We start from the raw sequence: 21,110 nt of genomic DNA, 5'->3' as shown, positions 1-21,110 counted from the left end.
GGCACGATGATCATCGATTGCCACTGCCATGCGGGACCGGGCGACGGCTTGAGCGGGCCGTGGGACAGCGATGCGCCACTGCCAGCCTACCTGCGCCGCGCCCGGGAGGCCGGCATCGCCCGCAGCGTGCTGTTCGCCGCCTTCCACTCCGACTACGCCATCGCCAACCATGGCGTGGCGCGCCTGGTCGCGTCCGATCCACAGCGTTTTTACGGCTTTGCCTTCGTGCATGCGCGGCGCGACCGGGGCCGCATCCAGGACCTGGTGCGCACGGCCGTCGAGCGCTACGGCTTTGTCGGCATCAAGGCGCACCGGCTTGACGCGCGCATCAGCGGCGAACTGTGCGAGGCGGCGCGCTTCTTCGGCTTGCCCGTGCTGTACGACCCGGCCGGCGAGGTGGCCGTGGCGGAATTGCTGGCGCAGCAGTATCCCGACGTTAACTTCATCCTGCCGCACCTGGGCAGCTTTGGCGACGACTGGGCCGCGCAGCTGGCGCTGATCGACCATCTGGTGCGCCACCCTAACATCCATACGGACAGCTCGGGCGTGCGCCGCTTCGACTTGCTGCAGCAGGCCGTGCGCCGCGCGGGGCCGCACAAGGTATTGTTCGGCTCGGACGGCCCGTGGCTGCATCCAGGACTGGAATTGCACAAGATTGAACTGCTGGGCTTGCCGCCAGCCGATGCCGCGCTCATCCTGGGGGAGAATTTCCTGCGGCTGGCAAGGCAGGGCTAGACACCGCAGCAGGCGCTGTCGCCATCGCAGGCACGGACGCCTGCAATGGCGACAATGACAGCGGCCGCTCGACGAGCAGGAACAGTGTCATTGCCGGTGGCAGGCTGAGAGCCAGCATGAGCGGCATCAACAGTAAAAAGAAGGCCAGACCATGCGCCTGCGGCGGATGGAGCAGGGCCAGTGCCAGGAAGGCGCCCTTCAGCGCCAGGCCGTGGATCAGATAGTAGGAATAGCTGATATTGCCGAGCCAGCGCAAGGGCGTCCAGCAAAACAGGCGCGCCAGCCAGTTGGCGCGCGCCTGGAAGCAGCACAGGCAAAGCAGGAAAAAGGCACACGCCAGCAATGCCAGTTTCAGCAGCAGTGCCAGCGGCAGCAACAAACAACCCAGCGCGCACGGCACGGCGCAGGCGGCCAGTGCGGGTGGCGGCGCGCGCCAGGCGGGCGCCGCCAGCGCTTCATGGACAAGGATGCCGGCGATAAACAGCAGCAAACGGGCGGGTCCGCCGAAGATGGCGAAGAGGCCGCCTGCCAGCAAGGTCAGCATGGCGAAGAAGCCGCCGCGCCAGCTGCGGCTGCGCCGGCGCAAATCGAAGACCAGGATGAGCAGGGGGATCAGCAGGTAGTACAGCATTTCGTAGCTGAGCGACCAGGCCACGCTGATGAACGGTGGCGCCGCCGTGAAGCCGCTGAGCAACAGGAAATTGCTGGTCAGGTAAGCGACTGCCTGCGGCCATGCCGCCGGTATCCTGCTTTCCGACGGCAGGGCCCACGACAGCAGCAGGTACAGGACGAAGACACAGCTGTAGACGGGATAGATGCGGCGCGCGCGGCGGCGCAGGTAGGGCAGCAGCGCTTGTTGGCGGCACATCAGCGAGCCATAGATCAGATAGCCGCTGAGCACAAAAAACAGGTCGACCCCCGCATTACCCATGCTGTGCAGGGCCGTCGCCAGCGGCGTGACGGCGCTGCCGTCGCCGCGCCACGGCGCTTCCAGGCTGACATAGTGGACGAGAAACACCAGCAGCACGGCCAGGCCGCGCAAGCCTTCCATGGCGCGCAGCTGCGGCGCCGCGCCGGGGCGCGACAGCTCGAAACAGGTGGACAGGCGATGGCAGGCTGGGCTGGACATATGGGCCGACTATAGCCGTCTGGCGACTGCCGGTCTTATGGCGGCACAACATCAGGCGGTGCCAGCTGCGCTGCGCAGCTGGCCGCCTTGCGGCGTATCTGCAGCGCGCGGTCGCTCACGCCCAGGCGGGCGGCGGCGCGCTGGTTGTTGCCGCCTTCCTCGGCCAGCACGAGGCGGATGGCCACATCGGTGGCGCAGCGCGTGATGTGCGACAGCTTGCAGTCCTGCGCCAGGGCTCGCCGCACGGCCGCCTCGAAGTGCTGGTCGGGCCAGGGCGGCGCCAGCAGCCGTTCTTCGGGCGGCAGGGCGCCGATGGTGATGGGGCCGGGGCCGCAATGGCGGTGCCAGATGCGCGTGACGGTCTGGCGCAGTTCGCGCACATTGCCCGGATAGTCGCGCAGCAGCAGGTATTCCTTCACAGCGGCGTCCAGCGCGGGCGGCGGCCGTTGCGCCAGTTCGGCGAGGAAATGCCGGGCCAGCGGCAGGATGTCGTCCTGGCGCTCGCGCAGGGGTGGCGTCTGGCAGCGCCAGCCGGCGATGCGGTAATACAGGTCGGCGCGGAAGGCGCCGCGCGCCACCTCGTCTTCCAGTTCGCGGTTGGTGGCGCAGACGAGCCGAAATTGCGTCGGTTGCCAGGTATTGCCGCCCACGCGCTTGTATTTGCGCTCCTGGATGGCGCGCAGCAGCTGCGCCTGCAGGGGCAGTTGCAGTTCGCCCACTTCGTCGAGGAACAGCACGCCGCCGTCGGCCAGGGCAAACGCGCCGTCGCGCGCCGCCGCCGCGCCTGTAAACGCGCCCCGTTCGTGGCCGAACAGTTCGCTGCCGGCCAGTTCCGGCGACAGGGTGGTGCAGTCGAGAATGGTGAAGTCGCCCCTGCAGTTGCCGAGACGGTGAACCAGTTGCGCCAGTAAATCCTTGCCCGTGCCCGTTTCGCCCGTGATCAGCATCGGTGCCTGGCTGAAGGCGGCCATTTCCACCACCTGGTGCAGCAAGGCGGTCCAGGCCGCGCTGTCGCCCACCAGCTGCTGGCGCACGGCGCCGGACGCCAGCAACTGCGCCACGGCTTGCCAGCGCTGCAGGCGCGCCAGCACCTGGCCCGTATCGATGGCGCCGCCAGGCCACAGCAGCACATCGAGGGCGCCCGCGGCCATCAGGGCGCGCTGCTGCGCGCAGCTCGGGGGATGGCCGCAGACGGCAATGGCCAGCACGCGCGCATGGCCGCACAGCGCCGGCAGCGCCTGCAGCAGCGCGCTATCGGCCTCGGCAAACAGCACGATGCCCGCACCGTCCTCGCCGCCATCGTGCCGCCGGGCTACAGTTACCTGAGCCTGCTTCAAGGCCGTTATCAGCAAGGCGCCACTACCAGCCGCCGCCTGCTGCATAATTTCCAGCCAGACCTTGAGCGCCATATGCCAGCCATCACGAGGGCACGAGTGGCCCATCTTAGAAGCCCGACACCCCAGCCGTTTGATCTGGCGCAAGCGTGCGCGGTAGGCCAAATGAAAAACGCCGCCTGATTTGCATCAGGCGGCGCCATTAATGAAGTTCAACGAACGTCAACGTCTTTAGACGTTCTCGTCCAATTTCACGCAATCAACAAAATATCCGCGCTTGCCATCGACTTCGCGTTTCACCAGACCATGCACATCCGTCTCGAAGCCGGGGAAGCGCTCGTTGAAGTCGCGTGCGAAGCGCAGGTAGTCGACGATGGTCTTGTTGAAGCGTTCGCCCGGGATCAAGAGCGGGATGCCCGGTGGATACGGCGTCAGCAGGATGGACGTGATGCGGCCTTCCAGTTCGTCGATGGCCACGCGCTCGATTTCGCGGTGCGCCATCTTGGCGAAGGCGTCCGACGGCTTCATGGCCGGGATCATGTCCGACAAATACATTTCCGTCGTCAAACGCGCGACGTCGTAGGCCTTGTAGAAATCGTGGATCTGCTGGCACAGGTCGCGCAAGCCCATTTTTTCGTAGCGTGGGTTGGCTGCCGCAAATTCCGGCAGGATGCGCCACATCGGCTGGTTCTTGTCGTAGTCGTCCTTGAACTGTTGCAAGGCCGTCAGCAGGGTATTCCAGCGGCCTTTGGTGATGCCGATGGTAAACATGATGAAGAACGAGTACAGGCCGCACTTTTCAATGATGACGCCGTGCTCGGCCAGGTATTTGGTGACGATGGACGCGGGGATGCCCGTGTCGCCGAACTGGCCGTCCAGCGACAGGCCCGGGTTGACGATGGTCGCCTTGATCGGGTCGAGCATGTTGAAGCCGGGAGCCAGGTCGCCGAAGCCGTGCCAGTCATCCTCGGCGCGTATCATCCAGTCTTCCTGCTGGCCCATGCCTTCGTCGTTGAAGCTGGCCGGACCCCACACCTGGAACCACCAGTCCTGGCCCCATTCCTGGTCGATCTTCTTCATGGCGCGGCGGAAATCGAGCGCCTCCATGATCGATTCTTCCACCAGGGCCGTGCCGCCCGGCGCTTCCATCATGGCCGCGGCCACGTCGCACGAGGCGATGATGGAATACTGCGGCGACGTCGACGTGTGCATCAGGTAAGCCTCGTTGAAGGCGTCCTGGTCCAGCTTGACCGTGTCCGATTCGCGCACGAGGATTTGCGAGGCCTGCGACAGGCCGGCCAGCAATTTGTGCGTGGACTGGGTCGAGAAGATCATCGATTCCTTGGCGCGCGGACGGTCCTTGCCGATGGCGTGCATATTCTTGTAGAAATCGTGGAAAGTGGCGTGCGGCAGCCACGCTTCGTCGAAGTGCAGGGTGTCGATCTTGCCATCCAGCATCTCGCGCAGGGTTTCCACGTTGTAGATCACGCCATCGTAGGTCGATTGCGTGATGGTCAGGATGCGCGGCTTCTTGTTCTTCGCTTCGCGCGCGAACGGATTTGCCTCGATCTTGCGGGCAATGCTTTCCGGCGTGAATTCATGCAGCGGGATAGGGCCGATGATGCCCAGGTGATTGCGCGTCGGCATCAGGAACACGGGAATGGCGCCGCACATGATGATCGAATGCAAGATCGACTTGTGGCAGTTGCGGTCGACGACGACGATGTCGCCTGGCGCCACGGTCGAGTGCCACACCATCTTGTTCGAAGTCGAGGTGCCGTTGGTGACGAAATAGCAATGGTCGGCATTGAAGATGCGCGCCGCATTGCGCTCGGACGCGGCGACCGGACCCGTATGGTCGAGCAGCTGGCCCAGTTCCTCGACGGCGTTGCAGACGTCGGCGCGCAGCATGTTTTCCCCGAAGAACTGGTGGAACATCTGGCCGATCGGCGACTTCAGGAAGGCCACGCCGCCCGAGTGGCCGGGGCAATGCCACGAGTAGGAACCGTCGTTGGCGTAGTGCACCAGCGCGCGGAAGAACGGCGGCGACAGGCCGTCCAGATACGATTTCGCTTCGCGGATGATGTGGCGCGCGACGAATTCCGGCGTATCTTCGAACATGTGGATGAAACCATGCAGTTCGCGCAGGATATCGTTCGGAATATGGCGCGAGGTGCGCGTTTCGCCGTACAGGTAAATAGGGATGTCGGCGTTCTTGTAGCGGATTTCCTCGACAAAGGCGCGCAGCGACTTCAAGGCATGATCGGTTTCCTCGATGGAACCGGCGCCGAATTCTTCATCGTCGATCGACAGCACGAAGGCTGACGCGCGCGATTGTTGCTGGGCAAATTGCGACAAATCGCCGTAGCTGGTCACGCCCAGCACTTCCATGCCTTCTTTTTCCATTGCGGCGGCAAGGGCGCGAATGCCCAGGCCGGACGTATTTTCAGAACGGAAATCCTCGTCAATGATGACGATAGGGAAACGAAATTTCATGCATGTCTCCAAAAAAGCAAGCCGCCCCTGACTTATGTGGAGGGGCGGACTAGGGCGCGACAGCCAGGCGGTAACGCAACCGGGCAGCCGCAGAAAAAAAATAAGAACGGGATTCTCGCAGAAATGCGGCCTCTGCGGGAAAAAAATATCACCCCACAGCGTCACAAGCTTGCGCTAGCGTGACGCATGGGTGTGACAGGGGTATTACAGCAACATTCTGCTAATCACTTTCAACCTTATCAGGCTTTGCGTTCCAGCGTGACAAAGGCGTAAGGCAGGCCGGATTTCTCCGACACGTGCGCCTCGTACGAGGTTTCTTGCCACACAGCATTCTCCACGGCAGGGAAAAAGGCGTCGCAGTCAAAGGTCTGGCCGATTTCCGTGATGATCAAACGCTGTGTCAGGGGCAATGCCTGCTTGTAGATCTCCGCGCCGCCGATGACATACCCTTCGGCGCCGTCCAGCAGGGCGATGGCCGCTTCCACCGACGACACCGCTTCCACGCCCTCGTGGCGCCAGTCGGGATTGCGCGTAATGACGATGTTGCGGCGGTTCGGCAGTGGGCGGCCGATGGAATCGAAGGTCTTGCGGCCCATGAGGATGGGGTGGCCCGTCGTCAGACGCTTGAAATGCGCGAGGTCTTCCGGCAATTTCCACGGCAGGGTGTTGTCGATGCCGATGCCGCCTTGCTGGTCGGTGGCGACGATGATGGTCAAATGGCTCATTGGTTCGGTGAAAAAGGTGGGGGCGTAGCCCGATGCCCGTCATTATCGTTGAAATTGCCGGCGGCCTCCAGATGCGCACGCATGGCGTCGGCCAGCGGCCCCGGTGCTTCCAAGGGAATCATGTGGCCGGTATCGTCTTTCAGGATGTGCAATGTGGCTTGCGGCAGGCGCTCCGCCATGGCGCGCAGATCGTCGGGACGGACGAGCTTGTCGTCTTCGGCGCCCACGATCAGCACGGGAAAAGCGAGTTCCGGCAAGCGCGCCATCAGGTCGGGGCGGTCTATGGTGGTGATGAATTGCGCCAGCAGCACGTCCTTGCCCAGGTCCAGCCCCATCTGCTGAATCAGGCCCGTGATGGCGACATCGTCCAGGTGTGACGGGTGCAGCAGTTCGCGCAGGCGCTGGCGCGTGATGCCCGTATAGGCATTGCGCTCGAGCATGGCGACGATACGCTGGCGCGCGTCGACTTCCGCCGGCAGCAAACCTTGGGCCGAATTGGCGATCAAAGTAAGGGATTTCACGCGCCGCGGGTGCGCCAGCGCGTGTTCGAGCGCCAGGTAGGCGCCCAGCGAAAAGCCCACCAGATGGGCGTGTTGGGCGCTGTGGCTGGCGATCATCTGCTGCATCTGGGGGCGCGTGCGCGCCTGGTGCAGAGGCACGTGCCGCAGATCGAAGGCGTCGCCCAGGGCCGGCGCCAGGCGCGACCACAGGCGCGCGTCGCACAGGGTGCCGGGAATGCAGTCGAGCCGTGTCTTGGTATTGTTCAACTTGGTATTGTTCAAGGACAAGCCTGGGTTCAAGGAGGGTGAAATTTTTTGTCGAGTGGCATTATCCGCCATTTTTCGCCTCCAGGCAGCGGCCCGGTATTTTCCCCATGGCATTATTTTCAATAGTGCGCGGCTGGCAAGCCGTCACTTTATGGTAGGCTCATGGCTCATCAAGCCGGGGTGCCGGCGACGTGACCTGAAACACCGAATGCAACCCTTAGCAACCAACCTTATTAAATAAAGAGGAAACACCATGGCGATCAGTTTGCAAAAAGGCGGCAATGTCAACCTGAGCAAGGAAGCTCCTGGCTTGAAGAAAATCGTGATTGGCCTGGGCTGGGACCCGCGCGCCACCGATGGCGCCGCATTCGACCTGGACGGCAGCGCCTTCCTGCTGAAAACGGATGGCAAGGCCCGTTCCGATGCCGATTTCATTTTTTATAACAACCTGAAGTCGGCTGACGGCTCCATCGTCCACGCGGGCGACAACACCACGGGCGGCGGCGATGGCGACGACGAGAAAGTTGCCGTCGACCTGGCTAACGTGCCGGCTGATATCGACAAGATCGCCGTGGCCGTCACCATCCACGACGCGGAAAACCGCAAGCAGAACTTCGGCATGGTCGGCAAGGCCTATATCCGCTGCCTGAACGGCGACAACGGCGCGGAAATCGCCCGTTACGACCTGTCGGAAGACGGCTCGACGGAAGCTGCCATGATCTTCGGTGAAATCTACCGCGCCGGCAGCGAATGGAAATTCAAGGCGATCGGCCAGGGCTTCAAAGGCGGCCTGGGCCCTCTGGCCCGCTCTTTTGGTATCAACGCATAAAAACACCTGTCAAAACCTACTGCGCGTCGCGATTTGCGGCCTCCGATGCTCACTGTGCTAAAGCACAGCTCCGCGTCTCGGCCACAACTCGTTGCCGCTCGCTACGGTTTTGTCAGGCGTTTCAACGCATATGTACATTCGTACTGTCTTCGGACGACGCGCCTTGCCCTGAGCCGTTGTCCGAAGCTCTCACATCTGAATAAATAGTCCCATGGAAAACCTGATCAAGGGGCAGCGCCTGGCGCTGTCCGGCCTCGTCACGGGCAATGTCGTGCAACTGGGCCTCGCCAGCGCTGCCGTGCCGCTGGACTTCGCCTGTTTCGGCCTCGATGCCGCCGGCAAGCTGTCCGACGACCGCTACATGACTTTCTTTAACCAGCCGCGCACGCCGTGTGGCGGCGTGGAAACCGCGGCCCCGTCCGGCGATGCGGCCGGCTTCAGCTATCAGCTGGAGCGTTTGCCGGCTGCCATCGAGCGCCTGGTCGTCACGGCCGCCATCGATGGCGACGCCACCATGGCGCAGCTGGGCAGCGGCCATCTGCGCCTGCTCGACGGCGGCAGAGAATTGGCCCGCTACACATATACGGGCGCTGATTTTGCGCAGGAAAAAGCCGTCATGCTGGGCGAGTTCTACCGCAAGGACGGGAGCTGGCGCTTCATGGCCGTGGGCCAAGGTTTCAACGGTGGCCTCGATGCGCTGGTCGCCCATTTTGGCGGTGTAGTGGCGCAGGCGGTTGCTGAACCTGAACCGGCGCCGCCGCCCAAGATTTCTCTGTCGAAAATTTCGCTGACCAAGGCGGGCCAGACGCACAAGGTGTCGCTGGAAAAGGGCGCGGGCGCGCCGAGCAGACTTACCGTCAAGGCGAGCTGGGTCGATAACGGCGATGGCGACGACGATAACGACGACCTTGATTTGCGGGTCGGCATCCTCTTGCCGAACGGCCAGATGCGCTTCATCCAGGCGCCCGATACGCCCGGCAATTTTGGCGCCATGCCCTTCGTGCGCCACCTGGGCGACGTGGCGGGCGCATCCGGCAAGGAGCCGGCCACGGAAACGGTGGAAGTCAATCCCGCGCTGGCGCAGCATTACGGCGGCACGGTGGGCCTCGTCTTCAGCGTGTATTCGGCGGTGGCCAACGGCGCCGTCTCCGTCGCCTCCATGCGGCCGAAGATGGTCATGCAATACGGCGAGCAGATCGTCGAGTGCGCGTTCGATTTTCGCTTGTCCAAGGCGGCCGACGACGATACCGTCTACACCTATGTGATCGGCATGGCGCGCATCACGCCCGACAGCATCATTCTGGAACCGTCGGGCAAGACGTCGGAGCCGGGCAGCGAAGCGACGCCATGGCTGAGCTGGCAGGGCGAGAACCTGCAACTTGCCTTCAACGGTCCCGTCGTTTTCAAGGGCGAGGACAAGGAAGATGAAGATGATTTCAATGCGGACAATCCACGCCGCTATATCGCCTAGGAGGCACTGATGGAAACCTTGTCCAAGGGACAGCGCTTGCCGCTGGCCAATCTCGTTCCCGATGGCGTGCTGCAGGTCGGCGTAGCCGCGCAGGGCCTGGCGCTCGACGTGGCCTGCTTCGGCCTCGATGCCAGCGGCAAACTGTCCGACGAGCGCTACATGACCTTTTTCAACCAGCCGCGCACGCCGTGCGGCGGCGTGGAAGCGCGCGCGGGCAGCGCCGGTGACATGGCCGAGTTTGCCTTGCAACTGGCGCGCTTGCCGGCCAGCATAGACCGCCTCGTCGTGACGGCGTCCATCGATGGCGGCGGCGTGATGTCGCAGCTGCAAGCTGGCCATGTGCGGCTGCAGGCGGGAGGACGCGAGCTGGCCCGTTTCGCCTTCGCGGGCAGTGATTTTGCGCAAGAAAAAGCCGTCATGCTGCTTGAACTCTACCGCAAGGATGGCGGCTGGCGCTGCATGGCCGTGGGACAAGGTTTCAATGGCGGACTCGATGCGCTGGTGCGCCACTTCGGCGGCGAAGTCGATCAGGCCGCGCCAGCCGCTGCTGCCACCCCTGCCGCGGCGTCGGCAATCCAGCAGGCGAAGATCAACCTGGAAAAGCGCGTGGAACGGGAAGCGCCGCAACTGGTCAGCCTGGTCAAGCAGGCCGGCGTGTCGCTGCAAAAAGTGGGACTGTCGGAGCACCGCGCCAAAGTGTGTCTGTGCCTCGACATTTCCGGCTCCATGGGGCGGCTGTATAAAGAGGGGCTGGTGCAGCGCTTTGCCGAACGCATCCTGGCCCTGGGCTGCAAGTTCGACGACGATGGCGAGATCGACGTTTTCCTCTTCGGCAAAAACGTCCACCATCCGGCGCCGATGGCATTGAGCAATTGCAATACCTACGTGGGCCAGGCGATACAGCGCCATCCGCTCGAAGGCGACACGCGCTACGGCGCCGCCATGCAGGCGATACGCGCGTTTTACTTCCCCGACGCTGCCGGCGGCGAGCGCACGCGCCCCGTCGCGGCCGAGCTGCCCGTGTACGTCATGTTCGTCACGGATGGCGGCACGAGCGACCAGGCGACGACAGAGAAACAATTGCGCTGGGCCAGCAATGAGCCCATCTTCTGGCAATTCATGGGCATCGGCAAGGGACGCAAGTCGAAAAGCAAGTTTCTTTCCGCCTTTGCCGATTCCGATTTCCCGTTTCTGGAAAAGCTCGACGAATTGCAGGGCCGCCTGGTCGACAATGCCAATTACTTTTCCGTCAGCTCGCCCGACGAGCACAGCGATGCGGAACTGTATGACTTGTTGATGACGGAATATCCGGGCTGGCTGAAACTGGCGCGCGGCAATGGCTTGCTCAGGTAGCGTGCCGGTAGCGCAAAGTTCATCGGATGAGGCTGTATGACCACAAGTGCAAGAGATTTGTAAATTGAAGTAAATAACAATGGTTCGCATTTGCTTTGCGCAAGGGAGTCGTGGCATGCTGGAACTGTGCCCATGCCTGTGTCCTCACGCCACGGCGCAGTGCCTCATCCGTAGCGTCTCCATTATTTTTTAAGCAAATGCATAAAATCCTCTTTCACTGTCTGGCGGGCGGCAGCCTGCTCGTCTCCGGCGCCGCCGTCCAGGCCCAAACCACGACTACCAGCGGCGATACCGTCGTCAAGCCCGCACCAGCCAAGGCGCCCGTCGCCGCGTCTACGCCTTCCGTCAGCGTGACGGCCGAGCGTCCCACGGGCCGCATCGACCGGCAAGTCTACGACGTCAAGTCCGACGTGGGCAGCAGCAACGGCACGGCGGCCGATGCCTTGAACAATGTGCCGTCGGTGGCCGTCGACCCCGATGGCAGCGTTTCCCTGCGCGGCAGCAGCAATGTGCAGATATTGATCGATGGCAAGCCGTCGGCCATGCTGCAGGGCGATTCGCGCGGCGCCACCCTGAACGCCATGGCGGCCGACGATATCGAATCGGTGGAAGTGATCAACAATCCCGGCGCCCAGTTCGGCAACGAGGCCGGTGGCGGCCCGATCCTGAACCTGGTGATGCGGCGCAACCGCAAGCCGGGCGGCTTTGCCACCGTCAACGCGAATGCCGGTATCGCGGGGCGCTACAACAGCGCCGTGTCCGGCACCTACAACGAAGGCCCGTGGGGCTACCAGGGCGGCATCAATGTGCGCCATGACGGCCGCAATTCCGTGGGCGAGGTCAGCCGCGAACGCCTGGAACGCGACACTGGCGCTTTCGCCCCCAGCAGCCAGCGGTCCAGCAACAATGGCTTGAATGACTCGCTGGGCTTGCACGGCACCGTCAATTACAACCTGAACGCCAACGACACCCTGGCCGCCAGCGTGTCGTATAACGGGCGCAGCAACGACCAGCGCTCGCTCGACCGCTACATCAATGGCGACAGCACGGGCAGCACCATCGGCGACTATGTGCGCAGCACCGTGCGCAATGGCGACAGCCGCAACACCAGCTGGGGCGCGCGCTACGACCATAAGGGCGAGTTGCCGGGTGAAACCCTCAAAATCGACTTGCGCGTGTCCTCGTCGACCAACGAGAGCGACAGCGATTACGCGAATAGCTACGCGGTGGCGCCCGTCAATGCCTTCGACAGCCGCGCGCGCCAGCACAGCGAGACGGGCAACCGCATCGTCGATTTCAGCGGCGACTATGAGCGTCCGCTGGCGGGCGGCACGGCCAAGCTGGGCTACAAGGTGGCCGACAACAAGAGCAGTTTCGACACCTTATATACGGACATCAACCCGGGCAGCCTGCTGGAGACCGTCAACCCCATGCGCAGCAACCGTTTCGAGCTCGACGAGCGCACCATAGCGCTGTACGGCTCCTACCAGATGCGCCTGAGCGAACGCTGGGGCGCGCTGGCTGGCTTGCGCGCCGAATACACGGACTTGAACGTGCGCCAGATCACCAGCGGCAGCGAGGCCAGCAACAATTACGTCAACTATATTCCCAGCCTGTTTGCCACCTACAAGGTCAGCGACGAGAGTAACTTGCGCTTCAGCTATGCGCACCGCATCCGCCGTCCGAATGCGGGCGACCTGAACCCTTACGTGGTCTACCGCGACGAGTTCAATGTGTCGGCCGGCAATCCCCAGCTGAAACCCACGCAGACGGATTCGTTTGAAATCGGCTATGAAACGAAGATCGCGGGCCTGGAAAGCAGCTTGCGCGCCTACCACCGCCGCGACACGGACGCCATCGTCGATTACCGCTACTTTATCAGCGACAATGTGCTCTTGACCACGCGGGAAAACGGCGAAGGCAGCCATTCTAGCGGCCTGGAATTCAGCGTCAGCGGCAAGCTGACGCCATCCTTGACCCTGAACACGAGCGGCAACCTGGCGCGCAGCCAGCAAACGAGTTCGGACGACCTGGGCAACCGCAGCACGCGCACGGCGAATGCCCTGAGCGGCCGCGCGCGCCTCAATTACCAGTTCAACACCGCCAACCAGCTGCAGCTGGCCCTGCAAATGCAAGGCAAGATGCTGTCGGGGCAGGGCTACCGCTCGCCGAACAATACCCTGAATGTCAGCTGGCGCCACACGGTGACGCCGCAGCTGAGCCTGGTCATGAATGTGACCGATGTGTTCAGCAGCAACAAGATGGAAACCGTCATCAACAGCGCTTCCTTGCGCGAGACGAGCACGCGGCGCTTCGATGGACGCATGATTTACGTGGGACTGTCGTACCGCCTCGGCGGCGCCACGTCGGCGGCGAAAGAGGGCGAGCGCGAACCGCGCTTCGGCCCGCCAGGCGGACGCGGACCAGGCGGCCCCGGTCCGGGCGGGCCGGGAGAAGCAGGCTAGACCGCCAGCGCGATTTCTTGCAGGAAGTCGATGAAATCGTCCGTATGCTGCTCAAAGCGCCATTCGCCCGTGCCATGGCTGGCGCGGTACACGGGCAAGTCGCCGTCGATGCTTCTTTCTTCCAGAGGCACACAGTACGGGTCGCCGCCCGCATCGGCAATCACCACCAGCTTCGGCGGCCAGCCCGCGATTGCGTGATGGCGCTCGGGATGGACGGAGTAGCCGTGCTGGGCCTTCACCAGCTCGGCCGCGCCGTACAGGTGCAGTCCCTGGGGAAAGCGCTTGCCGTCGACATGCACGCGCAGCGGCGAATACCATTCCAGGAAGCGGCGGTATATCTCCGGCAATACCCAGTGCGCGTCGATGGCGGCCATGTCCTCGGCGCTGGCGAGCGTCAGCCAGTTCGACGGTTGCGCCAGGTCCTGTTCGCGCTGGCGCCGCAGCGCCAGTTGTCGTTCCAGGAAGGTGGCTGCCTTTTCCAGGCGCGACAGCGGCTGGGTCAGCGAGTAATGCGTGGCGGGCGCCTTGTAGCCTGCGCCGTCCGGGTAGCCATCCGCTTGCCAGGCCAGCACGGCGCTGAGTCGCAGCTGCTCTGCCTTCCAGTGGCCCGGATCGGCAGGCAAGCCCTGGTCAAACGGCTGGCGGCTGAACACGGCCAGGCTCTTGATCGCCTTGGCGCGCACTTCCAGGCTGGTGGCGCTCGACGCCGCCAGCGCCACCAGGGGCGCATACGCGTCCACGCCTGTACTTTTCAGCAAGCCATCTACGGCCCAGTACGCCAGTGCGGGCTGCTCCAGTGCCCAGGTGAAAAAGGCCGCATGTTGACTGCCTTCCACCAGATGCACGATATCGCTCATCAAAAAACTGCGCCAGTGCAGCAGTTGCCCATCGCGCGCATACGCCATCAGGATCTCGAGCACGGCCAGCCGCTCGTCCGCGGCATGCTTTTTGATCAGCCGCTCTTTCAGCCGGGCGAACTTGCTGCCATCCGTTTCGTCAAACAGCTTGCGGTGCAGGGCGGCGAGTGCTGTGACTGCCATCAGACGGCCATCGCGGCCTTGATGGGCGCGTGGTGTTCATAGCCTTCCAGCGAGAAATCCGATGGCTCGATCTTTTCCAGCCACTCCGGCTCGTATTTGCCCGTCTTAGCGTAGTCGGGCACGCGGTCGGAAATGACGAAGCGCGGCGCCGGGAACGGCGTGCGCTTCAATTGTTCTTCCACCATGTCGAGGTGGTTCTCATAGATGTGCGCGTCGCCGATGAAGTAGGTGAACCAGCGTGGCGTGTAGCCCGTCAGGCGCGCCACCAGGTGCAGCAGGGCGGCGCCTTCGGCGATGTTGAACGGCGTGCCCAGGCCGATATCGTTGCTGCGCACATATAAACACAGCGAGATTTCGCGCGTGCTGGCGTTCGGGATGAACTGGTACAGCAAGTGGCAGGCGGGCAGGGCGACGGCGTCCAGCACGGCCGGGTTCCAGCCGTGGAACAGGATGCGCCGACTGCCCGGGTTGGTCATGATGGTGTCGAGGCACTCGCGCAACTGGTCGACGGCCTTGTACAGCAGCACTTTTTGCACGCCGTCTTCGACGATGGGGGCGATCAAGGTAAAACCGTTCGCTTGCGCGTCGGCAATTTGCGCGGGCTGGTCGGCGGCCAGCAGTTTATAGGCGGGCCACTGGCGCCATTGCACGCCGTACACGGGACCGAGGTCATCCTCGCCTTCGCGGTAGGGGTTGGCCAGCCATTGCGCATTTTCATTCGCGTTCTGGTCCCAGACTTTACAGCCCAGCGCGCGGAACTCGGCCGCGTTGCGCGAGGCGCGCAGGAAGGCGCACAATTCGCCGATCACGGATTTGAAAGCCAGTTTCTTGGTCGTCACGGCAGGGAAATTGCCATTGGCCAAGTCGAAACGCATCATGGCGCCCGGCACGCTCAGGGTGCGGATGCCCGTGCGGTTGTCTTGCCAGCTGCCCGTTTCGAGCACGGTCTTGATCAAATCTTGATATTTCTGCATGTATTTCTCCAACGGTAAGGATGGTGATTGTAACGCAGGCGCGACAGGCGGGCCGCGGCCCACGCACATAATTACGCTGCTGTCTTACCTGCAAACATGACTCTGTGGTAATTTGTGTGTCCTTAAAGAAATACACAGAAACGGCAGATGCTGCACCATGTTCTTGCGACAATTTGTAAATAATAACAACGCCGCCGTGGTGGAGATGAGCAGGGCCGATTTTCTCAAAGCCAACCTGCGCCTGATCCTGGCCTGGCCCTTGCTGGGGCTGGTCCTGTGCGCGGTACTGTGGACGGCCACCTTGCTGCAGCTGGAGGCGGAAAAGAAGGTGGCGCAGCAGCAGGCGCTCGACGGCGTGTCCTCGTTGTCGAAAGCATATGGCCAGTATCTGCTGCGCACCCTGGAGCAGATGGACCAGCTGACCTTGCAGCTCAAGTATGAGTGGGAAAACTCGCGCGGCCACTTGCGTCTCGATCAATTGAAGATGCAGGGCATGTATGCCTTGCCGCAATTTGCCATCGTCGCCATCCTCGACCGCAAGGGCCACCCGGTGACGGCCACGGCGCCGCTGCAGCGCCTGCGCGTCAACGAGCGCAGCGATTTTTTGTTGCGCCACTGGCGCAGCAATTCCAGCGCGCTGCGCATCGCGCTGGGAAGGGCCAGCGCCGTCAATGCGGACGATGCAGCCACGGTCCCCGGCGCCGACGCAAGCCTCGTGCATTTCACGCGCCGGCTGGAAGACGAGGATGGCAATTTCGACGGCGTGCTGCTCATTTCCATTCATTCCAGCTATTTTTCCGAATTCTACAATAGCGTCAGTTTTGGCAAGTTCGGCATGTCGGCCATGGTGGGCGAAGAGGGCGAGCTGTTCAGCACGCGCCTCGGCGCGCGCGTGCTGCCGACCCGGCGCGGCCAGGGCACGCCATTCCTCGACACCAGCTTTCTGGAAACGGAGAGCGGCGCCATGCATTCCGGCGGCAGGATCGCTTTTTCTGACAAGCAAAATCGCTATGTGGGCTGGCAGGCGCTGAAAGCCTATCCGTTTACGGCCGTGGTCGGACTGTCGGATGGCGAAATGCTGCATCCCTACGAGGAAACGCGCACGATTTATCTCGGCATCGCCCTGGCAGTCACCGTGCTGCTGCTGGCCTTTACCGCCGTTGCCACCATGCTGTCGCTGCGCCTGGCGTGGCGCCACCACCAGTCCGAAGGCGTGCGCAATGCCTACCGCATGGCCACCGAAGGCACGAGCGACGGTTTTTACATCATTGCCGCCCTGCGCGGCACGGATGGCAGCATCCTCGATTTCGAGATGGTCGACTGCAACGAGCCGGGCGCCGGCTACTTTGGCGTGCGCCGCGAACAGCTGCTGGGCATGCGCCTGCAGTCGCGCGCCCATGAGCCGTATTTCCGCGACCTGATCCATAATTACCGGGCCGCCATGGTTTCCGGTTTTTCCGAGGAAGAGATCGAACTGCCGGAAGGCAACCCCTTCAAGCTGCGCTGGATACGCCGGCGCGTGGTGCGCAGCGGCGACCGCCTGGCCGTCACCCTGCAAGACATCAGCACGGCCAAGGAGCACGAGCGCGACTTGCGCCGCCTGGCCAATGAGGATGGCTTGACGGGCTTGCCCAACCGCTATTGGCTGCAGCAATTCCTGCCCGGCGCCCTGGGCCGCGCCGCCATTGCGCGGCACATGCTGGCGCTGCTGTTCATCGACCTGGACGGCTTCAAGGATATCAACGATACGCAGGGCCACGCCGAGGGCGACAAGGTGCTGCGCGCCGCGTCCTTGCGCCTGAAGGCCGTGCTGCGGCCGGGCGACCACGTGGTGCGCCTGGGCGGCGACGAATTCGTCGTCGTGCTCGACCCGGTGGAAGACGACAGCCGCGCCGAGCAGGTGGCGCAGCGCATCGCCATCGCCTTCGACGAACCGTTTTACCTGGGCAGCGAACGCCACAAGATGGGCGCCTCGATCGGCATCAGCCTGTATCCGCGCGATGGCGCCGAGACGGATGTGCTGCTCAAAAACGCCGACATCGCCATGTATGCCGTGAAAGTGGCGGGCAAGGGCCATCACCGCTTTTTCCAGCCGGAATTGTTTGAAACCATCCGCAACCGCCGCGAACTCGAGCAAAGCCTGGTGGCGGCGCTGGAGCAGGACCAGTTTCTTGTCGTCTACCAGCCGCGCGTCGACGCCATGAGCGGGCAGCTGTGCAGCATGGAGGCGCTCGTGCGCTGGCAGCATCCGCAGCACGGCATGGTGCCGCCGCTGGAATTCATTCCCGTGGCCGAGAGCAGCGGCCTGATTTCGCAGCTGGGCGAAGTCGTCATCGAAAAGGTGTGCCTGCAGATGGCGCGCTGGCAGGCCAGCGGGCTGGAACTGGTGCCCGTGTCCATCAACGTGTCGGCGCGCCAGTTCGGCCGCGGCGACGTGCACCAGGTGCTGGCGTCCGCCCTGACGCGCCACCGCATCGATGCGCGCCTGATCGAGGTGGAAATCACGGAATCGGCCATGATGGATGAACAGAACCGCGCCGTGGAGCAGCTGTCGGCCATCCGCGCGCTGGGCGTGCGCCTGCTGGTCGACGATTTCGGCACCGGATACTCGTCGCTGTCGCAGCTGCAGAAGTTCGCCATGGATGGCTTGAAGATCGACCGCGCCTTCACCATGGAGCTGGGCCGCTCGGAGCAGGGCGAGGTGTTCGTGCGCGCTATCCTGTCGATGGCGCATGCGCTGGGCATGAGCGTGGTGGCCGAAGGGGTGGAGACGCGCGAGCAGCTCGACATCCTGCGCGCCCTGCAATGCAACGAGGTGCAGGGCTATTTCATCTCGCGTCCCGTGCCCGCCGAACAGATGCTGTCGCTGATGCATCAGCGCTTTCTGATACCGCTGCCAGTCCCTGCGCTGGCACTCTAGAACGGCGTGATGGACGAGAAAAACAACGCTGTTTCATAAAAAGAGCGAACGTTCGCTTTTTTCTAAAAAATATTATATGCTTCGCTCATGCCGTCAGTGAATTGGAGTTCACGGCGGCAAGAAAAGTGCAAGACGGGGCAGTTTGGGATGCCCGCGATAGTGTGCCGAAGACCTTCATATAATAAAGAGAGACCAACTTGAAACATAAATATCTGCCCCTCCTGATCGTTGCCGCGTTCGCCGGCATTTCCTCCACAGCACAAGCATCGGGCTACCGTTTCGGTTCGCAAAGCGTTTCCGCCCAGGGCACGGCCGACGCCAGCGGCGCCGAAGCGGCCGACGCGTCGACCATTTTCTACAACCCTGCCGGCCTGTCGCGCCTGGAAGGCACGCAGTTCGTCGGTGGCGGCACTTTGGTGGTACCGCATTCGACCTACCAGGACACGGGCTCGCAGCAGTTTTGGAAGGGTAACCGTACGCCATTCACGGCCACCAAGGATTACGCCCCGGATGCGGTGGTGGCGCCTGCCTTGTATGCCAGCAAAAAGATCAATGATCAATGGACTGTGGGTGCCGGCCTGTTCGTGCCGTATGGCGCCAAGCTCGACTATGGCAATGACTGGCATGGCCGTTATGCGATCACCAATATCAAGCTTGAAGCCATCGCTCTGAATCCTTCCGTGTCGTTCAAGCTGGACCAGCATCACTCGTTCGGTTTTGGCGTAACGGCCGAATACATGAAGGCGGAACTGGGCCAGGGCGTGGACGTGCCGGGCACGGTTGCTTTCCTGGGCGAGAAAGCGCCAGCCGCATCGACGGCCTTCCTCGGCAATATCCTGAAAACGCAGGGCATGGCAGCGTTTGTCTCCGCGAGAACTGCGCTGCAGGGACAGATCAATGACGGCCACGCGTCGATGGATGGCCATGACTGGGGCTTTGGCTTCAACCTCGGCTATCTGTACCAGCTGAACGAAGGAACGCGTTTCGGTATCGCTTACCGCTCGTCGATTTCGCACCAGCTGAAAGGCAGCACCATCTGGGACTTCTCGCAAGTGACGAGCAACCCGGCCGTGAACGCCTTCATCGCCAAGGCCTCGAACAAGGTCAATTCCAAGGCGCTGGTGGAATTGCGCACGCCGGAAACCCTGTCGGTCAACGCCTTCCACCAGATGGATGATCGTTGGGCCCTGATGGGTGACGTCACCTGGACCCGCACTTCGCGCCTGGAAAACCTGGACATCCAGTTCCCGCCGACGGCTGAAGGCGCCGAGCGCATTCGCCAGAACTGGAAAGATACCTACCGCGTGTCGCTGGGCACTAACTACAAATACAGCGAAAACCTGCTGCTGCGCGCCGGTATCGCGCATGACCAGGCGCCAGTGCGCAGCGCCGAGTTGCGCCACCCAGCGCTGCCGGACAGCGACCGCATGCAGTACTCGATCGGCGCGAACTGGAAGCTGAACGCCAATTCCTCGATCGACCTGGCCTACAGCTATATCGACTTCAAGGATGCTGCTGTCAATTACACAAACGACTGCTCGCCTGTCAAGACTGGCTGCACCGGCAACGGTGAAACCACCAAGGGCCTGTTCAAGACCCGCATGCAGTTGATCGGTCTCGCTTACAACTACAAGTTCTAAGCAGGTAGTGGCGGCCAACCCGGCCGCCATGAAATGAAAAAAGCGCCTTCGGGCGCTTTTTTTTGGGGTGCATGGGTTTTCGGAAGTTGTCGGCTTACGCGCTGCGCGCTAACCCGACCTACCCCGACCAACGCCGCTCAGGCTTTGATGCGCATCGCCTGGTCCAGCAAGGTCAAGGCCAGCCGCACGCTGTCGTCCGGCAGTTCCAGCAAGTTATCTCCCACATACCATTCCACCACGCTGTGCCCGGGTAGCGCAGCGTGGCTGGCGCGGCCGAACAGCCAGATGCCGTGGTCTTCTGCCACCTGGTTGCGGATGGCGATGGCCCGCTCGCGCGAGACGGGCAAATGCAGGTGCAGCATGTTGGCCTGCGGCTGGGCGGGATTGACGGCTATCGATGGAAAATCGCGCAGCAGCGCGTACAGCCACTGGGTGCGCCCAAAATACCGCGGCATGGCGGCGATGCGCGCGTCGAACTGCATGGCGGCGGCCACCACGTAGGGCGTGCGGTGCAGGATATTGCCGCCCTGGCGGCGGAACCATTCGCGCGCCCGTTCCACAAAGGGGCGGCTGCCGGCCAGCATGGCGCCACCGAGGCCGCCGATGCCCTTGTACAGCGACACGTACACGGAATCAAAACCGTCGCAGATGGCGGGCAGGGACTGCTGGAAACCTGCTTGCGCCTCCCACAGACGCGCGCCATCCATGTGCAAATGGATGTTGTGCTCGCGGCAGTGCCGCTTGATGTCGTTCAATGCGTCCCACGACGGGCACTGGCCGCCGATTTCGCGCATTGGCAACTCCAACTGCACGGCGCCCAGTTGATCGGGCACGGCGCGCAAATCGTCCACCGTCCACGGACGGTGCGGGTCGCCGAGCATCAAGCCCTTGAAGTGATCGAGCAATTCATGGTTGCCCCGCTCGTGGCGCAGGATGTGCGAAGTCGGATGCAGCGCCACCAGGGGCGAGCCCCGGTCCTGGCATGCCAGGCGCAGGGCGGTGACCTGCGTCATGGTGCCCGTGATGCAGAACACGGCCGCCTCGAAGCCGAGCAGGCCGGCGATCTTGTTCTCGAACTGTTCGATCAGCGCGCCTTCGCCATAGGTATCGTGCGCCACATCGTTGGCCTCGCACCAGGCGGCCATGGCGGCGAAGGTGGCCGCAGGCGTCGGTTGGCGGTGGCCCGGCAGGACGGTATGGCAGCGCTGGCGCAGTTCGAGCTCGTTCACGGT

General features: G+C 62.9%; 15 protein-coding genes. 7 read left to right on the top strand and 8 right to left on the bottom strand.

The annotated features are described in order from the left end of the window. Nucleotides 1-6: 6 nt before the first annotated feature. A complete protein-coding gene (locus FG13_RS06615; RefSeq protein ID WP_035819525.1) occupies nt 7-735 on the top strand; it encodes an amidohydrolase family protein in 729 nt (242 codons plus the stop codon). Here FG13_RS06615 and FG13_RS06610 read toward each other — a convergent pair. The 5 genes from FG13_RS06610 to FG13_RS06590 all read right to left on the bottom strand — a co-directional run bounded on the left by FG13_RS06610 (nt 692) and on the right by FG13_RS06590 (nt 7,201). Further along, nucleotides 692-1,864 (bottom strand): acyltransferase family protein, encoded by a 1,173-nt coding sequence (locus tag FG13_RS06610; protein ID WP_051958658.1) that lies wholly within the window; start codon nt 1,862-1,864, stop codon nt 692-694. The two genes, FG13_RS06615 and FG13_RS06610, sit on opposite strands and share 44 nt — an antisense overlap. A 35-nt stretch (nt 1,865-1,899) precedes the next feature. Next, nucleotides 1,900-3,273, bottom strand: coding sequence for a sigma-54-dependent transcriptional regulator (locus FG13_RS06605; RefSeq protein ID WP_235211680.1), 1,374 nt, complete (start codon nt 3,271-3,273; stop codon nt 1,900-1,902). Between the two features lie 156 nt (nt 3,274-3,429). After that, entirely contained in the window at nt 3,430-5,694 is a 2,265-nt protein-coding gene (locus FG13_RS06600) for an arginine/lysine/ornithine decarboxylase (protein WP_035819521.1), read from the bottom strand. Between the two features lie 239 nt (nt 5,695-5,933). Next, nucleotides 5,934-6,419: a dihydrofolate reductase gene (locus tag FG13_RS06595; protein WP_035819519.1), complete on the bottom strand. Its 486-nt coding sequence runs from the start codon at nt 6,417-6,419 to the stop codon at nt 5,934-5,936. After that, entirely contained in the window at nt 6,416-7,201 is a 786-nt protein-coding gene (locus tag FG13_RS06590) for an alpha/beta fold hydrolase (RefSeq protein WP_235211679.1), read from the bottom strand. The genes FG13_RS06595 and FG13_RS06590 overlap by 4 nt, the downstream gene beginning before the upstream one ends. A 238-nt stretch (nt 7,202-7,439) precedes the next feature. Here FG13_RS06590 and FG13_RS06585 point away from each other — a divergent pair, with 238 nt between their 5' ends. The 4 genes from FG13_RS06585 to FG13_RS06570 all read left to right on the top strand — a co-directional run bounded on the left by FG13_RS06585 (nt 7,440) and on the right by FG13_RS06570 (nt 13,304). Continuing rightward, nucleotides 7,440-8,015 (top strand): TerD family protein, encoded by a 576-nt coding sequence (locus tag FG13_RS06585; protein WP_034784423.1) that lies wholly within the window; start codon nt 7,440-7,442, stop codon nt 8,013-8,015. Between the two features lie 211 nt (nt 8,016-8,226). Next, nucleotides 8,227-9,486 carry a TerD family protein gene (locus FG13_RS06580; RefSeq protein ID WP_035819517.1) on the top strand — a complete coding sequence of 420 codons (1,260 nt, stop codon included), beginning with the start codon at nt 8,227-8,229 and terminating at the stop codon, nt 9,484-9,486. Nucleotides 9,487-9,495: 9 nt separating this feature from the next. Further along, complete coding sequence (locus FG13_RS06575; RefSeq protein ID WP_035819514.1) at nt 9,496-10,839, top strand: VWA domain-containing protein; 1,344 nt, start codon at nt 9,496-9,498, stop codon at nt 10,837-10,839. A gap of 197 nt (nt 10,840-11,036) precedes the next feature. Then, entirely contained in the window at nt 11,037-13,304 is a 2,268-nt protein-coding gene (locus FG13_RS06570; protein ID WP_035819512.1) for an outer membrane beta-barrel family protein, read from the top strand. Here FG13_RS06570 and FG13_RS28790 read toward each other — a convergent pair. Both FG13_RS28790 and FG13_RS06560 read right to left on the bottom strand, forming a co-directional pair. Next, entirely contained in the window at nt 13,301-14,344 is a 1,044-nt protein-coding gene (locus tag FG13_RS28790; protein ID WP_051958656.1) for an SMI1/KNR4 family protein, read from the bottom strand. The two genes, FG13_RS06570 and FG13_RS28790, sit on opposite strands and share 4 nt — an antisense overlap. Next, entirely contained in the window at nt 14,344-15,318 is a 975-nt protein-coding gene (locus tag FG13_RS06560) for a thymidylate synthase (protein WP_035819510.1), read from the bottom strand. Before FG13_RS06560 ends, FG13_RS28790 begins: the two co-directional genes overlap by 1 nt. 157 nt (nt 15,319-15,475) lie before the next feature. Here FG13_RS06560 and FG13_RS06555 point away from each other — a divergent pair, with 157 nt between their 5' ends. Together FG13_RS06555 and FG13_RS06550 are read left to right on the top strand one after the other, a co-directional pair. After that, a complete protein-coding gene (locus tag FG13_RS06555; protein ID WP_051958655.1) occupies nt 15,476-18,238 on the top strand; it encodes a bifunctional diguanylate cyclase/phosphodiesterase in 2,763 nt (920 codons plus the stop codon). 197 nt (nt 18,239-18,435) lie between these two features. After that, nucleotides 18,436-19,878, top strand: a complete 1,443-nt coding sequence (locus tag FG13_RS06550) for an OmpP1/FadL family transporter (protein WP_035819507.1) — start codon at nt 18,436-18,438, stop codon at nt 19,876-19,878. Nucleotides 19,879-20,015: 137 nt separating this feature from the next. Here FG13_RS06550 and FG13_RS06545 read toward each other — a convergent pair whose 3' ends face one another. Continuing rightward, nucleotides 20,016-21,107 carry a threonine aldolase family protein gene (locus FG13_RS06545; RefSeq protein ID WP_035819505.1) on the bottom strand — a complete coding sequence of 364 codons (1,092 nt, stop codon included), beginning with the start codon at nt 21,105-21,107 and terminating at the stop codon, nt 20,016-20,018. Between the last annotated feature and the right edge of the window lie 3 nt (nt 21,108-21,110).

It is taken from the genome of Janthinobacterium sp. RA13 (genome assembly GCF_000745325.1).
Taxonomy (GTDB): Bacteria; Pseudomonadota; Gammaproteobacteria; order Burkholderiales; family Burkholderiaceae_D; genus Janthinobacterium; species Janthinobacterium rivuli.
Note: the sequence above shows the minus strand (reverse complement) of the source record. Positions and strands in the feature narration are given on the sequence as shown.